The organism is Pseudoalteromonas ostreae, from assembly GCF_018069805.1.
Lineage (GTDB): Bacteria > Pseudomonadota > Gammaproteobacteria > Enterobacterales > Alteromonadaceae > Pseudoalteromonas > Pseudoalteromonas ostreae.
Window position 1 is genome coordinate 41766 of the sequence record NZ_JAGPYN010000005.1, and the last position, 16320, is coordinate 58085.

General features: G+C 42.3%; 14 protein-coding genes. 7 read left to right on the plus strand and 7 right to left on the minus strand.

What is annotated here, in order from left to right:
* Nucleotides 1-206: 206 nt before the first annotated feature.
* Together yihI and J7338_RS05315 are read left to right on the plus strand one after the other, a co-directional pair.
* Entirely contained in the window at nucleotides 207-791 is a 585-nt protein-coding gene (yihI, locus tag J7338_RS05310; protein WP_210796092.1) for a Der GTPase-activating protein YihI, read from the plus strand.
* Nucleotides 791-1303 carry a DUF2489 domain-containing protein gene (locus J7338_RS05315; protein ID WP_215909010.1) on the plus strand — a complete coding sequence of 171 codons (513 nt, stop codon included), beginning with the start codon at nucleotides 791-793 and terminating at the stop codon, nucleotides 1301-1303. The genes yihI and J7338_RS05315 overlap by 1 nt, the downstream gene beginning before the upstream one ends.
* A gap of 62 nt (nucleotides 1304-1365) precedes the next feature.
* Here J7338_RS05315 and hemN read toward each other — a convergent pair whose 3' ends face one another.
* Complete coding sequence (gene hemN, locus J7338_RS05320) at nucleotides 1366-2739, minus strand: oxygen-independent coproporphyrinogen III oxidase (protein WP_210796093.1); 1374 nt, start codon at nucleotides 2737-2739, stop codon at nucleotides 1366-1368.
* Nucleotides 2740-2849: 110 nt separating this feature from the next.
* Nucleotides 2850-4880 (minus strand): methyl-accepting chemotaxis protein, encoded by a 2031-nt coding sequence (locus J7338_RS05325; protein WP_210796094.1) that lies wholly within the window; start codon nucleotides 4878-4880, stop codon nucleotides 2850-2852.
* Nucleotides 4881-5006: 126 nt separating this feature from the next.
* On the opposite strand from J7338_RS05325, the gene J7338_RS05330 reads away from it, so the two are divergent.
* Nucleotides 5007-5780 (plus strand): Rossmann-fold NAD(P)-binding domain-containing protein, encoded by a 774-nt coding sequence (locus tag J7338_RS05330; RefSeq protein WP_210796095.1) that lies wholly within the window; start codon nucleotides 5007-5009, stop codon nucleotides 5778-5780.
* Here the strand turns inward: J7338_RS05330 and hutH are convergent.
* The 3 genes from hutH to hutC all read right to left on the minus strand — a co-directional run bounded on the left by hutH (nucleotide 5777) and on the right by hutC (nucleotide 9795).
* The gene (gene hutH, locus J7338_RS05335) at nucleotides 5777-7309 is read right to left on the minus strand and encodes a histidine ammonia-lyase (protein WP_210796096.1); all 1533 of its coding nucleotides are present in this window, start codon (nucleotides 7307-7309) and stop codon (nucleotides 5777-5779) included. The two genes, J7338_RS05330 and hutH, sit on opposite strands and share 4 nt — an antisense overlap.
* Before the next feature lie 2 nt (nucleotides 7310-7311).
* Complete coding sequence (gene hutU, locus J7338_RS05340) at nucleotides 7312-8985, minus strand: urocanate hydratase (RefSeq protein ID WP_210796097.1); 1674 nt, start codon at nucleotides 8983-8985, stop codon at nucleotides 7312-7314.
* Nucleotides 8986-9087: 102 nt separating this feature from the next.
* The gene (gene hutC / locus J7338_RS05345) at nucleotides 9088-9795 is read right to left on the minus strand and encodes a histidine utilization repressor (RefSeq protein ID WP_145238461.1); all 708 of its coding nucleotides are present in this window, start codon (nucleotides 9793-9795) and stop codon (nucleotides 9088-9090) included.
* A gap of 108 nt (nucleotides 9796-9903) precedes the next feature.
* Here hutC and hutI point away from each other — a divergent pair, with 108 nt between their 5' ends.
* A complete protein-coding gene (gene hutI / locus J7338_RS05350) occupies nucleotides 9904-11151 on the plus strand; it encodes an imidazolonepropionase (RefSeq protein WP_210796098.1) in 1248 nt (415 codons plus the stop codon).
* Nucleotides 11152-11281: 130 nt separating this feature from the next.
* Nucleotides 11282-12937: a GGDEF domain-containing phosphodiesterase gene (locus tag J7338_RS05355; RefSeq protein ID WP_210796229.1), complete on the plus strand. Its 1656-nt coding sequence runs from the start codon at nucleotides 11282-11284 to the stop codon at nucleotides 12935-12937.
* 6 nt (nucleotides 12938-12943) lie between these two features.
* On the opposite strand, the gene J7338_RS05360 is transcribed toward J7338_RS05355, so the two are convergent.
* Together J7338_RS05360 and rraA are read right to left on the minus strand one after the other, a co-directional pair.
* Nucleotides 12944-13990, minus strand: coding sequence for a formimidoylglutamase (locus J7338_RS05360; RefSeq protein ID WP_210796099.1), 1047 nt, complete (start codon nucleotides 13988-13990; stop codon nucleotides 12944-12946).
* Nucleotides 13991-13993: 3 nt separating this feature from the next.
* A complete protein-coding gene (gene rraA / locus J7338_RS05365; protein ID WP_210796100.1) occupies nucleotides 13994-14491 on the minus strand; it encodes a ribonuclease E activity regulator RraA in 498 nt (165 codons plus the stop codon).
* 218 nt (nucleotides 14492-14709) lie between these two features.
* Here rraA and J7338_RS05370 point away from each other — a divergent pair, with 218 nt between their 5' ends.
* Together J7338_RS05370 and J7338_RS05375 are read left to right on the plus strand one after the other, a co-directional pair.
* Entirely contained in the window at nucleotides 14710-15249 is a 540-nt protein-coding gene (locus tag J7338_RS05370) for a phosphatase PAP2 family protein (protein WP_210796101.1), read from the plus strand.
* Nucleotides 15246-16274 (plus strand): MJ1255/VC2487 family glycosyltransferase, encoded by a 1029-nt coding sequence (locus J7338_RS05375; protein WP_210796102.1) that lies wholly within the window; start codon nucleotides 15246-15248, stop codon nucleotides 16272-16274. The genes J7338_RS05370 and J7338_RS05375 overlap by 4 nt, the downstream gene beginning before the upstream one ends.
* The last annotated feature ends 46 nt before the right edge of the window (nucleotides 16275-16320 follow it).

The following is a 16320-nucleotide window of genomic DNA, read 5'->3' on the forward strand; positions in this document are numbered from 1 at the left end:
ATTAGCAGGCGGTAGAGATGTTTTCTCTACCGCCTTTTTATTTGTCCTGTTACAATAGCCATCGTTTATACTTAAGTGTATAGAAAGTGCGCAAGTAGTCGAGTTACCCAACCTCAATCCGCACAAACCGAATTCTTCTGGCAAGGCCAGCATTGCAACGCTAACATGGGCGTTGCTCAAAACCTCTTAAGTGAGATGATCAAGATATGAGTAGAACTAAAAAGTCACGTAAAATCCCGTCTAACGGTCCTGTTCGTTTAAGTAAAGATAAGCTTAAAGAAATGCGTGCATTGAAAGAACAACGCGTTAAAAAGACCAAAGGTGCAAAATCAGGCTCACGTAATTCGATAGATGCTTTACAGCCTGAGAGTAATAGTAATCAGCAACATAAAGACAAACGTGTTGGTAGTAAAAAGCCAATCCCTTTAATTGCCGTTGCACCTGAACCAGTTATTGAGCTTAAACGTAACTTAAAGCCACAAGTTGAACTGAAAAAAGTAGTGCAGCCTGAGCTTTCACCAGAGCAAGAGCTAGAAGCGCTAGAAAATGACGAGCGCTTATTGAAACTGGTTGAGTTACATGAAAGTGGCCAGTTATTAACAGGTAAAGATGCTAAATATTTCAACAGCCGTATTGCACGTCATCAAGTGTTATGTGAATTGCTTGGTATTGAAGACGAAGCTGACGATTTTGATGATGAAGAGTTTAACGAAGAAGCTAATAGCGATTTTGATCACTACTTGTCGAATGATTTAGCCAATGAATGGCTAGATGACGAGGACGATAAATAATGAACATAATGATCTTAGCTCTGTGTGTTGGCGCTGTGATCATTGCAGGGCTGGCATTTTATGCTGGCCAATTACTGTATAAACTCAGTGCGCAAAAAAAACTGATCGCGAAAGAGCAGGTAAAACAGCAAGCTAAGTTAGCTAAGTCACGTTTAGAGCGTAATGCCAAGCTCGCAGACAGCATTCATTTAATCGCCCGTGCGATGCATCAAGAGCAATGTGAGTTCTCAGAAGGGTGCTTACGTGTCTGGGTGCTAATGTCGCAATACAGCTTTAAGGATGACGAAGACCTTCCTGGGCGTTATCCAGGCATATTTGCGATGTATGAAGTGGTAAAAGAAATGCCAACTCATGACGCTCGTAAAAAATATTCGAAGAAAGAAATATTTAAACAAGACAGCGCTCGGTGGTGTGCTGAAGAAACTTATGCAGAGCAAATTAAAGCTGACTGTAAGCAAATCATTGAAGAGTTTAAAGCAGCCCCTGGTAGCGAAAACGTGGTGTTTAACTAATTTTATAGCATCAATAAAAAAAGCAGACCTCGGTCTGCTTTTTTTATGCTTGTGCACTTAGATTAAATTACCCGAGAGAACCGAGTCGCGTTAATCTGTTTTTGTAAATGAGCATCAAAACACATACAAATGATACGAATAAACAAATTGCCGCGTGCTGTGACGGTTATTAAGTCTGCATCGATAGTCACCATGCCATCTGCTATTAGCGGCTCAAGAGCTTGCAGTGAGCAGGCAAAGTAATCTTTAAAGTCGAGTTGATAGGTATTAGCAATACTGTGCATATTCAGTTCAAAGTGGCAAATAAGCTGTTTGATCACAGCAGCGCGAATAACGTCATCATGATCAAGTTTCATACCTTTGCTGATTGCGCTGCCAAGCTGATCATCAATCGCGTGATAGTAATGCTTTAACTCTTTTTGATTTTGCAAAATAGCAGTGCCAATTTGTGAAATTGATGACACCCCTAAACCCAGTAAATCACAGTCACCATGAGTGGTATAGCCTTGAAAATTACGATGTAATTGCTGACTATTTTGTGCAATGGCTAACTCATTACTGGTTTTTGCAAAGTGATCCATACCAATAAACTGATAACCTGCGTTACTCATTTGTTCTAAGGTATTCTTAAACATGGTGAGCTTATCGTGAGCGCTGGGTAAATCGGCGTCCTTAATTTTTCGCTGAGCGGCAAAGCGATCCGGTAAGTGTGCGTAATTAAATACAGATACACGATCAGGGCTAAGGGCAATTAATTGCTCAATAGTCTCTTTAAAGCTCTCAGGGGTTTGCAGTGGTAATCCATAAATCATATCTGCATTGATTGATTTGAAGCCGAGTTCACGGGCTTCACCAATCAAACTTTTTACTGCATCAGCACTTTGTGGACGGTTAACGGCAAGCTGTACATCATCATTAAAGTCTTGAATGCCAAATGATACACGGTTAAAGCCAAGGCTACGCAAGTGGCTGAGCATGTCAGTTGCCAGTGAGCGAGGGTCTATTTCAATGCCTCGCTCTGCATCGGGAGCAAACTTAAAGTGCAGCTCAAGTAGCGCGATTAAACGGCTCATTTGGCTGGTTGTTAAAAAAGTGGGCGTGCCACCGCCTAAATGCAGTTGCTGTACTTGATAGCTATCAAATAGCTGCGCTTGAGCGATGATTTCTTTTTCAAGATAATCTAGGTATAAGTCAGCTTTTGATTGATGGCGGGTTATTACTTTATTACAGCCACAGTAATAGCAAAGCTGACTGCAAAAGGGAATGTGGATATATAAGGATAAGCTGCGACTGTTTGATGAGTTAATTGCACTGATCAAGTCTTGTTGTTGATAGCCATCATTAAACGACAATGCAGTGGGGTAGGAGGTGTATCTTGGTCCAGACACATTGTACTTATTTATTAAGCTTTGATCCCATTTGGGTAAATTAATCATCACGCGCACCTTTTATATCATTTTCGTTAGTATAAAAAGGATGCGTCGAGGGAATATTGATCTACAACAAAAAAGAGTGCCGGAGCACTCTTTTGCTTATCAATATTGGCTTACTTAAGCTTAAACTGATTAACGGTTTTATTTAGTAAGCTGGCAAGCTCGTTAAGGTCCCTTGCTTCATCAGCAAGCTCAAGGGCATGATCTGCAGTGCTGTTCACTAAGTGATTAATTGCTGCTAAACTATTATTTATATCTTCGGCAACCACCGTTTGTTGCTCGGTTGAGGTGGCAATGTGATGACTTTGATCTTGTACTTTAGTCACTGAGTCAGCAATGTTTTGCAATGCATCGAGGACTTCTTGAGTTTGCGTAACTGAGCTTTGCGCGCGCTCTTGTCCTTGTTGCATCATAGTTGAAGCTTGCTGTGCAATTTGCTGTAAGCGTGAGATCATGTTGCGAATATCATCAGTTGACTCTTGTGTGCGACTGGCCAACGAGCGAACTTCATCGGCTACGACCGCAAAGCCACGGCCTTGCTCACCAGCACGGGCCGCTTCAATCGCAGCGTTCAGCGCCAGCAAATTGGTTTGCTCTGCAATGGAATTGATCACATCAACTACGGCGCCGATGTTACCACTTTCTTGCTCTAAGCCTGCGACCACTTTAGCAGCTTCGCCAATATGGTCAGCTAAGGCGGTCATCACGCTTTGTGCATTTTGCGAGCGAGTGGCGCCATCTGCGGTGATCTGTTGGACTTTCTCAGCTGCATTGTTGGTGTGTTGTGCATTACGCGAGATCTCCATAACTGTGGTCGCCATTTCGGTTACTGCAGTGCTAACACTATCAACTTGCTGTTTTTCTTGTTGAATTTCGTCATTAGTTTGTTGCGAAACCGATTTTAATTGTGCCGCCGCATCGGTAAGTTGTTCAGCCTGTGTTGCGGTATTAAGCATCATAACGCGTAACTTATCGATAAAGGTATTCATATGATGAGCTAACTGGCCAACTTCATCTTTGCTATCAATAGTAATTTTTTGGGTTAAATCGCCATCACCAGAAGCAATATCGCGCATAATATGGGTTAAGGTGATGATCGGTTGTGAGATCATCTGTGTGGCCCATAAAATCATTGCTATGATGATTAATAAAATAAGAATAACCGAGCTGGTAGTGGTCATGACTGCGTCATTCACCGGCTCATCAATCATAGTGCGTGGCACTAAAATACCCACGTACCAGTTTAGATAAGGATGCTCTAATTGTAAGCGGTTATAAACCACAAAATATTCTTGTCCTTGCAAGGTTACTTTGGCATCACCTGCGACGTTATTTTTCATTTGCAGGTTGAGCGCACTGAAGCCTTGCGTGTCGCTAAATTGTTTTTCAAGTACTTCTAAGCCTTCTTTACCGTTAGGGCCTTCATCAGTGATTGAAAGTTTATGGTTAGTGCGGTTCGATAGGTGTACTACCTTTTGATCGCCATCGAGTAAAAAGCCAAACCCTTGACCGTTAAAACGAATATCTTCGACCATTTTATTGATTTTATTCAGTTGTAAATCTACGCCACCAAAACCAATGAGTTCGCGTTGCTTATTATAAACAGGCTGTTGTACAACCGCTGAGGCATTACCTGTGGTTAAATCAACTGAAATGGGCCCAACATATAAACGGTTAATTTTTAATGCATTTTGCCACCAACCACGTTTATAAGCGTAATACGGCTGGCCATTATAGTGGGTAGTACGTTCATGCTCTTTAAAATATTCACCGGTTCTAGCGGAGGCAAAAAATGCCGAGAGAATATTTTCATCATTGCCACTAATGCGTATAAAGTCTTGATTTACTTCGTCGTAACCTGGCGCGCCTTGGAGTGTTTGGTCGCGTTTATCCCATGCGTCAAACCAGTTAACGAGATGAGGATTATTCACAAAAGTTTCTACAACTTTGCCATATTGAGAAAAATAGCTTTGCATAGACAGCTGTTCGCTTTGTAAGTAGCTGTATGCTTCACGTTCAATACTTTGACGAGACAAGGCGGCTATATGGTTCACAAAGTAAGCCGAGGCAATAAGTAACAGCACACTGATAGTGCCACCAATTAATAACAGTATTTTTTTTCGTAATGATAGATTTCGTAACATAAGTGCACACATTCTTATTATTTAGTAGAGTAAGCACTCTTATCTAATCATATCTTTATCTTAATCGCTATTGTGTGTGATGAGGGAAGTGAACAAATTTCTATTTAATTGTAAGGGTGATGTTACGTGGCGGGTAAAAATAAAGACCAATTAATAGTATTGGGCGCAGGTTGGTTGGGTCAGCCATTGTGCTTGCAACAGCTCGCAAAAGACTGGGATGTTCAAGGCACCCATCGCAGCGCAGAGCATCAACATGCTTTTCAGCGCCAGTTAGTATTTGCAGATCAGCAATTAGTTCATCAACTAGATTTACATAATGCGTGGTGGGTGTGTGCTATACCGCCACGTAGTCGCCACGCTGATAGCCATTATTTAGCCACATTAAAATTAGTCATTGAACTGGCAGGCACCATGAATGCAAAAGGCTTTTTGTTGTGTTCATCAACGGCTGTGTATGATCAAGATAATCTAACCTATACAGAGCAAAGTGAGATTAAAGCAAGCACTGCACGCCAACAGCCATTAATTGATGCTGAGCAACTGGTATTAAATGCGGGTGGAAAAGTACTTAGACTCGGTGGTTTAATTGGACCAGAGCGAGAGCCAGGGCGTTTTGTGGCAGGCAAAGAACTACAAAGTTCGAGCAACCAAACCGTTAATATGGTGCAGCAACAAGATGTGATTAATGCGATTGTTACTGTGTTGGAGAATTGGCAAGTTGCAGCGCCAATTTACAATGTAGTCAATCCAGCTCATCCAAGCAAAGCAGATTACTATCAGCAAAAATGCCAGCAATACGGAACAATTCCTCCTACATTTACGAGTGACGAAAGCGCCGAACGCATCATTGATGGTTCGGCTATTGAATCACTTGGTTTTAACTATCAGTTTGCAATTTAAAACGACGGTAATACGCCTGTAGGTAATAAATTACACAACTCACCTTGCTGTAATAATAAATTAGCTGCTTCGATATCTGGGCCAAAATAACGGTCTTTATCGTAGTAGCTCACTTTTGTGCGCAGTGTTGCTTTAGCTTGTTCAACTTTGGCTGATGCCTGCAATGGCTTTCTAAATTCTAACCCTTGCGCAGATGCCAACCATTCAATTGCCAGTACGCCTTGCGTGTTATCAGCCATTTCTTGCAGACGACGTGCTGCAAAAGTTGCCATAGAAACATGATCTTCTTGGTTCGCTGAAGTTGGTAAGCTATCCACAGAAGCAGGGTGCGCCAATGATTTATTTTCAGACGCTAATGCTGCTGCGGTTACTTGTGCAATCATAAATCCTGAATTAACGCCGCCGTTTTCAACTAAGAAAGGTGGCAACTTCGATAGGTTTGAATCAATCAGTAACGCAATACGACGCTCAGCTAGTGCACCAATTTCGGCAATCGCTAATGCTAAATTGTCGGCTGCCATAGCCACTGGCTCGGCGTGGAAGTTACCTCCCGAAATAATATCGCCTACATCAGCAAATACTAATGGGTTGTCGGTTACACCATTAGATTCACACAACAACACTTCGGCGGCTTGGCGAATTTGCGTTAAACACGCACCAAGTACTTGTGGCTGACAGCGTAGGCAATACGGGTCTTGTACTTTTTCACAATCCACATGAGCTTCGCTGATCTGTGAATGTTCACCGAGCATATCGCGAAACATTGCCGCAGTATCGATTTGACCAAGTTGGCCACGAATTTCATGAATACGTGCATCAAATGGCGAACGACTGCCCATTGCAGCTTCAATACTAATTGAGCCAATCGCGCAGCTTTGTGCATATAAATCTTCAGCACGAAATAGCCCTTGAAGCGCAAATGCGGTAGAGGCTTGAGTGCCATTTAACAAAGCTAAGCCTTCTTTAGCGGCCAGCGTTAATGGCTCAAGACCGGCTATTTTAAGACCTTCAGCAGCGCTTATTAAGTTACCTTGATGGCGCATTTCGCCTTCGCCGAGCAGTGGTAAACACATATGTGAAAGTGGCGCTAAATCGCCAGATGCACCTACCGAGCCTTTTTTTGGCACGCATGGATAGACTTGTGCAGCAAGTAACTGCATAAAGAATTCGATCACTTTTAGGCGAATGCCAGAAAAGCCACGTGATAATGAATTAATTTTCAATACCATCATCAATCGTACTGTGCTGTCATCCATATAAGCACCGATGCCCGCAGCATGGGAAAGTACAATGGATCGCTGGAGTAACTCTAATTCATGTTCAGCAATTTTAGTATTAGCGAGTAAGCCAAAACCGGTATTAATGCCATATACCGTTCTGTGTTGGTCAATCACGTCTTGCACGGTTTGTGCACTGGCTGCTATTTTTATCTCGCTATCTTTGGCGAGCGTTAACGTCACTGGTGATAAATTAATTTGGCGCAGTGTTGCTAAATCGAGCTTTCCAGGTGTTAGGGTGAGTTTAAACATGATTATTCCTTATTTAACATTGGCAGGTCGAGGCCTTGCTCGGTCGCACAATTAATTGCAATATCGTAACCTGCATCCGCGTGGCGCATAACGCCCGTTGCAGGATCATTCCATAATACGCGGCCAACTCGCGCAGCTGCTTCGTCGGTGCCATCAGCAACAATGACTACGCCAGAATGTTGGCTAAAGCCCATACCTACACCACCACCATGATGCAGCGACACCCATGTTGCACCTCCTGCGGTATTGAGTAATGCATTAAGTAATGGCCAATCTGATACTGCATCTGAGCCGTCTTTCATTGCTTCGGTTTCACGGTTTGGACTCGCAACTGAGCCTGAGTCTAGATGGTCACGGCCGATCACAATTGGTGCTTTAAGCTCACCATTTTTGACCATCTCATTAAACGCCAGCGCTAAACGAGCGCGGTCTTTTAAGCCAACCCAGCAAATACGAGCAGGTAAGCCCTGGAATTGAATACGTTCACGAGCCATATCAAGCCAGTTATGTAAGTGTTTGTCGTCAGGAATAAGCTCTTTCACTTTTGCGTCGGTTTTATAAATGTCTTCAGGATCGCCTGATAACGCCACCCAACGGAATGGACCAATTCCTTCGCAAAATAATGGGCGAATATAAGCTGGCACAAAACCAGGGAAATCAAAGGCATTTGTAACGCCTTCTTCAAATGCCATTTGACGAATGTTGTTGCCGTAGTCAGTTGTTGCAGCACCAGCTTGTTGTAGTGCTAGCATTGCGTTGACTTGCACTGCCATCGATTGCTTAGCTGCTGTGACAACCGCTTGCGGATCTTGTTCACGCATTTTAGCCGCGTGTTGCATGCTCCAACCTTGCGGCAAATAGCCATTCAATGGGTCGTGAGCAGAGGTTTGATCGGTCACTACATCGGGAGTAATAGCTCGGTTAACAAGCTCACTAAATACATCAGCAGCATTACCAAGTAAGCCTACAGACAGCGCTTCGCCTTTGGTACACGCCTCGTTGATAAGCTCCAGAGCATGATCTAAATCAGTTGCTTTAACATCCACATAGCGGGTTTTGATCCGAAAATCGATACGCGTTTCATCGCATTCAACTACGAGTGCGCTAAATCCCGCCATGGTTGCCGCAAGTGGCTGCGCGCCGCCCATACCGCCTAAGCCACCGGTTAACACCCATTTTCCAGTAGCGTCACCATTAAAATGTTGTTTTGCCATTGCCACAAAGGTCTCGTACGTACCTTGTACTATGCCTTGTGAGCCAATGTAAATCCACGAGCCCGCAGTCATTTGTCCATACATCATCAAGCCGAGTTTATCGAGTTCGTTAAAATGCTCCCAATTAGCCCAGTGAGGCACTAAGTTTGAGTTGGCAATTAATACTCGCGGTGCATTACTGTGAGTTTTAAATACCCCAACAGGTTTGCCTGATTGTACGAGTAGCGTTTCGTCGTCTTCGAGTCTGTCGAGGGTTTCGATGATTTTATCAAAGCAAGGCCAATCACGCGCTGCACGACCAATCCCACCGTACACAACTAAAGCATGTGGATGTTCGGCTACTTCAGGGTCTAAATTATTCATTAACATGCGCTTAGCTGCTTCGGTGAGCCAGCTCTTAGCGCTGATTTTATCGCCGTGTGGGGCGCGGATAACGCGAGATTCATCAAGTCTGTTGTTCATAGATTACTCCTGTTGTATATACAAGCTTATTGGTTTCAAAAAATACGCTGTTAAGCGCATCATTTTGATTTTTATATTCTTTCTAATGTTATTTTTTACATATTACTTTTTAAAAGTTAAATGTCCGCCTAAGCGATACTTACTACCCGGTGATACTAAACGGGCAAAACTAACAATCCCAGATGATGACCAAGTACGCCTAATCACCTGTAAGCATGGCTCTTCATGGTATAAATTCAGCCATTGGCACATTTCGCTGTTAGGCATTATTGCTTCTACCGTATGGCGCGCTTCAGTTAATGGTGCGACGCTCGATAGATATTCGTGCGGAGTTAACGCAGTAAAATCTTGTTGTAGGTAGCTTGTTGCGAGTGCCGGGTTAACAAAGCGCTCCTCAACTTGCAGTGGCTGTTCGTTTTCGTTATGCACTAATACACTGCGATACACCACGCTATCGACTTCAACACCCAGTGCAATCGCAATTGGCGCAACGGCGCTGATAGATTCAAGCACTAATACTGTACAGCTGTAATTGCCGTTACGGGCTTTGACTTCATCTGCTATATTTTTAATTTCAAGCAATGATGATTGTGATTTAAAACTGGCAACAAACGTGCCTAAACCTTGGCTACGAGTAAGAATACCGGCTTCGGTTAATTCGCTTAACGCTCGACGCGCAGTCATTCGACTAACACTAAATTGTTCGGCCAATTCATTTTCAGAAGCCACACGTTGGTTTTCAAGCCACGCGCCGCTGCGGATATTATCAACAATAAATTGCTTTATTTGTGCGAACTTAGGTGTCGTCATTAAATTATTATGGTCTTTTAAATTTGCTATTAGCTATAAGATGGCATATTTACCTTGTATATACAAGATGGCTTGTTAGACTGATAAAAAATAATTTTCGGAGTTAATATGACAACAATCACTGCAAATGATCCGGCTAATGACTGGGATTTATTGATCACCGATGCCAATATCGCAACTATGGATTGCAGTATTGCAGCACCTTATGGCGCCATCGAAAATGCAGCGCTGGCAATCCGCAAAGGTGTCATTGTGTGGTTGGGTAAACAAGCCGATTTACCTAAATTCGATGTATTAGCAACGCCGATGCTGTCAGTTAAAGGGCAGTGGCTAACGCCAGGTTTAATTGATTGTCATACCCATTTAGTGTTTGCTGGCTCAAGAGCTGAAGAGTTTGAACAGCGTTTGCAGGGGGTTAGTTATGAGCAAATAGCAGCGCAGGGCGGCGGTATCGCAAGCACAGTAAGCGCGACCCGTGCGGCTGATCAGGAAGCATTATTTGTATTAGCGAAAGATCGTTTAAATGCGCTTTATAGCGAAGGTGTGACGACGGTTGAAATTAAATCGGGTTATGGCTTAGATTGCAAAAATGAAGTTAAGATCCTTGAAGTAGCACGATTACTTGGTGAAAATCACCCTGTTGATGTGAAAACCACTTTTTTGGGCGCGCATGCACTACCATCTGAATACAAAGGCCGTAGTGATGAGTATATCGATTTAGTGTGCAATGATATGTTGGAGCAGGTCGTGGCGGGCAATTTAGCTGATGCAGTAGATGTGTTTTGCGAAAATGTTGGTTTTAGTAATGAGCAAACTCGGCGGGTTTTTAATGCCGCAAAAAAACATAATTTGCCAGTAAAATGTCATGCTGAACAGCTTTCAAATCAGCAAGGAGCGCAATTAGTCGCTGAATTTAATGGGTTATCTGCTGATCATATTGAACATTTAGATGAAGCTGGAGTAAAGGCCATGGCTACAGCAGGCACTGTGGCGGTATTATTACCCGGGGCATTTTATTTTTTACGCGAAACCAAACAGCCGCCAATTGAGCTATTAAAACAATATCAAGTACCAATAGCGATTTCGACAGACTTTAATCCAGGTACATCACCCTTGTGTTCTTTGCAATTAATGATGAATATGGGGTGCACTTTATTTCGCTTAACGCCTGAAGAAACTCTCGCTGGAGTTACGCGTAATGCCGCAAAAGCATTGGGTTTAACTGATCGCGGAGTGTTAAAAGTCGGCATGCGTGCCGATATAGCTCACTGGAAAATATCCCACCCAGCACAATTAAGTTATCAATTTGGCGTAAATAAACTGTTAAATCTGTGGATTTTGGGTAGACTGAATTAGTCTGTTGTAATGTTGTACTCGAAAAATGATTTTAATTGCGCTATTAACAAATACGGGACTTGAATATTCTGCAGGGAGCGCTTTTTTAAACCACATACTAACGCCTACTTTTTTAGCAGGCGCTATTTTAATGGCGATGATCAGTGCCTTGTGCATGGTTAACAAGCCATTACTAGGCTTTAGTTACCTCATCAATGGGGTACTTGCGTTGGCAATATTAAGTGGCGACTTTAACTTTTTGGAGTTCCTATTCGCACTAAGTATTGGTGTGCATTTATGGCTGGCATTTTCGCAAAATAAGTGGACTATGCTCACCTTGAGCTGCTGCTCAGCACTTGTATTTACGGTGTGCTTAGCAGCTCATTTATTACTTGAGTTACCACTTTATTTAATTGTGCTGGCGAGCATTGTATTGGCGATGTCTGGCTATTTTGATGATGAAGAACTAGTTGCTGATGTGGATGATGCCGCACACATAAACCACTTTATGGAGCCTGCGCCGCTATTAAATCTTCCCGATATTAAGCAGCTACGCCAAGGATATTACTATTGGCGTAAAAACAATCAACAACGAGCTGCGCTGGTGGTCATCCGGTTAGAGGGGTTTTCACTGATCAATCAGCATATAGGCCGAAATTTTGGGGATTTACTATTAGCGCAGTCTGCAAATCGTATTAAGCAGTTACTGCTTATTGAAGAGGTGGTTAATTTAGGAGGGGAGCAAAAATTAGCACATCTTGGTGGCCTTAATTTTGCGTTTATATGTAATTTAGCACAACAAAAACATTTACATGAGCAATTAATCAATCAAATACTAGGGGCCACCTTGAAGCCGTTTAATGTGGCTAATTGCACTATTAAAGTTAATGCTCGGGCGAGTTTTGTTGATTGCGATGAACAAGAAAATAGCTTTGATAATTTAATTTCGTTTGCTTACCTCGCTTTAGATAGTCACCCAAAACAACAAGTGGTGGTGTACCATCAACAAATGAGAATAGAGCAACTAGAACAGCAAGCGCGTTTGCAAGAATTAGCAAATATCGATTTTTCTAGCGAACTTGAACTGTACTTCCAACCCATCATTTGCAATCACGATGAAAAAATTGAATTTTTAGAATTGTTACTACGTTGGCAACATCCTAGACAAGGGATTTTATCGGCTAATCGATTTATTGATGATATACGTGTTGCAGGGCTTGCTTATCCATTAGCCACATTTGTTATTGAACGTGCCGCAGAGCTTGCAATGGCGCTACGCATGGAAGGCATAACGATGCCTTTGAGTATAAATCTATTTGGCTCTGAAATGCTAAATGAAGAATTTATCGAATTTCTTGATCGTATTTTTATCGAGCATCAACTGCAAGCAGGCGATTTAATTGTCGAGTGTCCACTTAGCCTATTTATGAATTTAGATGAACAAGGTAAAGCGATGGTCGCACGAATAAATAGCATCGGTATTAAAGTCTGTGTGGATGGCCTTGGTGACAGCCCTATTTGGCTTGCTAAGTTACCAAATTTAGCCGTTGCATATGTAAAGATTGCGCCCTCATTAACAGCTGATTTCAGCCAGCAAAGCCATATTCGTAGTTTGATCAGCGGTATGGTAGATATGCATAATCAACAAAATACGAAGGTAATTTGCGAAGGGGTAGAAACACTTGAACAGCTAAATTTTGTGAAAAGTTTAAACGCCTATGCCGCGCAGGGGTATTATTATAGTCATCCACTGAGCAGCGTTGGCATGATCTCTTGGTTAAAACAATGGCAAATAGAGCATCCGTAATCGTTTTTAGTTTACTTTGGCTTGTAAATAAGCATTCACAAGTGCGGTGATTATTTGTCCCGCATCGCTCACTCCGGCCTGTACACCACTAGGGTGTTGGTTGGGGGCTGCTTCACATAAATGCAAGTATTGGCTGTTTACTTGACTGGCAGCTAAATGCACAAAGTGTTCGGCATCGCTTACACTAAAACCACAATTGGTATACGCACTGACGGGCATTAATGAAATGCTATCAAGATCGACTTCAACCCCAAGTGGTGCATCAACTAGATTATATAGCGCCTGCTGGCATGCTTCAGTTAAGGTTTTTTCGCGCCTTACTTGCAGCGCTTGGTAGCTATCATAACTAAATTGGGCAGCAGCTAAAGCATCAATAATTGCTTGATTGTTTTTCAGCTCGTGCATACCAATAACATGATAATTATTTAAGTGTTGCTCGTTATAGGCATAGCGAAAGCCATTACCACTATGGCGGCCTTCACAATCACGAAAATCGGCATGAGGGTCAAAGTTGATCGCGTTTATTGGGCACTGTTTATATTTGCTTAATGCGCGAATAATACCAAGGCAGTTATTATGGCCACCGCCAATAATGATTGGCTCTAATCCCGCAGCAAAAATTAAGCTTAGCACTTGCTCAACACGTTGATCAAGCTGGGCGCATAACTTACGTAATTGCGTTAGTTGCTGAGGGTTTTGGTTAGATAAATCGCGCGCCGCTAGAGTTAAATCACTGATCGCGACTTCGCCTAATAACAAAACTTTTTCGTTCGCTAAAAATTGGTTATCAGGTTGATTTAAAAAGCGTTTAAGAAATGCTTGCCAACCATCTTCGGCACCACCGTTGCCTAAATTGGCGCGTGGTCCTATATCTTCGCAAATACCCAGTAATACATACTTAATACCAAATTGCGCGGCATCGAGCATGGCTTGTAAAGGATCAACACCAGTATCAAGTAGGGCTATTGATTGCCATGCCTTTTTTTCATTAGTGCGACTGCTACACCAAGGTTTTACAGTCGCTTCATCATAGATATGTAGGTGGTTTGACACTCGTTATTCTTCTATGATTTCCAGTTCAAGTTCTTCACCAGATAATACAATACCGGTGCTATCTGCATAGATAAAGTCGTCATCAAAGAAAGATACACCAGCGAAGTTAACGCCAATGCCGTCTTCACCAGCCCCCGTGCTGTCTGCTGCAACAGGGATCGAAGCAATTGCTTGAATACCTAAATCAAGCTCTTCAAGTTCATCAACATGACGTACGGCACCGTATACCACAATGCCTTGCCAGTTATTTTCAACAGCGAGTTCAGCAAGCTCGATATCGATTAATGCGCGACGAGTTGAACCACCACCATCAATTAATAATACACATTCTTCGCCATCCTGAGAGAGTATGTCGCGGATCAGTTCATTATTTTCAAAACATTTGACGGTTTTAATACGACCACTAAAATTGTGACGGCCACCAAAGTTAATAAACATAGGTTCGAGCACATCGACCACATCGGCAAAGTGATCGCATAAATCTGAAGTGCTGTAATCCATTTTTCTATCCTTTCTAAAGATATGTGAGCTGATGTTCAGTATACCTTTCTTAAATGCAATAACAACGACTTAATAACAGTTAATTGCGCTCTTTTTAAACAATTATTGCGCTAAAACAGGAAAAGCAATATTAGTGTCTTAAAAGCGTCACTCAATTGTTATTTTCACCGCCTAAGCTGAAATTGTGTACATAGTTTGTACAATTAAAGGAGCAAGTAATGAGTGAGAATAATATGCTAAAAAAAGTTGCCCAGCTGGATCAAAGTTTGTTTTTGATGCTATTTAATGGCAATGCCCCAAAATGGTTAAAAAATTCAGCTTTAGGTTTTTCAAAAACAGGCAATGGAGGGCTGTATGTATTAATCGCTGTTGGTTTTGGCTGGCTTAGTAATGAAGCGGAATTACGGCTTATGGCGATGACTCTATTGCTGGGCTTTTTAATTGAGCGACCCATTTATTACGTGGCTAAAAATAGTTTTGCCAGAATTCGGCCATGTGATTGTTTAGTAAAAGGCGCTTATATTATCCCTAGTGATAAATTTAGTTTACCGTCAGGGCACAGTGCTGGCGCATTTTTAGTGGCCGTTATCTTAGCGCAGTATTTCCCGCAATTCGCAGAGTTATGTTTTTTGTGGGCAACTGGGGTCGCAGCATCGCGCGTGTTACTAGGGGTACATTTTCCTGTTGATGTAGTGCTTGGTGCATTGATGGGGGGGAGTTGTGGTTTATTGGCAATCTTGATCGTGGCTATCTTATGAAAATACTTTATGGCATTCAAGGAACTGGGAACGGTCATATCACCCGAGCGCGAATAATGGCGAGTGCGTTCAAAAAAATGGGTGTTGCAGTGGATTATGTGTTTTCAGGGCGAGCCCAGCAGAGTTACTTCGATATGGACGAGTTTGGCAATTACCGCACCTTTCGAGGGTTATCATTTACCACTCAAAATGGTCAAATAAATAGTTATCAAACAGTGAAAAATAGCCGTATATGTAAATTGCGCCAAGACATTAAACAGTTAGATGTTTCGGGTTATGATTTTGTATTTAATGACTTTGAACCGATCACCGCATGGGCTGCAAAACGCCAAGGAGTAAAGGTGATTGGCATGAGTCATCAAGCAGCATTTTTATCACCCAAGGTGCCAATGTTTGGCAGCAACTTGCTGCGTCGTTCATTCATAAAATACTATGCACCTGCCGATGTCCATTTGGGCGTGCATTGGCAACCATTTGCGCACAATATCATTCCCCCTTTTATTGCTCATCATCAGCATGATAACCCGGTCAATATAGATAATAAAATATTGGTATATCTACCTTTTGAAGAACTGCAAAGTGTGATTGATTATTTGCAAGAGTTTCCTGACAAAGAGTTTTATTGTTACCACCCGCAGGCACAGGATAGCTCAACAGCGAATATTCATTTACGAGCACCTTCGCGTAGTGGCTTTTTAAATGATTTAGCTAATGCCAGTGGTGTGATCGCTAATGCTGGTTTTGAGCTCTCTAGCGAAGCGCTAAAACTAGGGAAAAAACTGCTATTAAAGCCATTATTAGGGCAATTCGAACAAGATGCCAATGCGCAAACATTATTAGCAATGAAAGCCGCGCACGTAATGAACTATTTAAACCCCAATGCGCTGGACGATTGGATCAATAGCACTTCAAAAAAACAAATTAATTTTCCAAGTGATCCACAACCGCTGGTTGAGTGGTTAGCTGCCAAACAGTGGCATAATACGCAGGAATTGCATCAAAATTTATGGGCTTCGATAAGCTAAACTCAAAATCAACGGTTTTTTTAAACATCATAGTAATTAAGAGCAA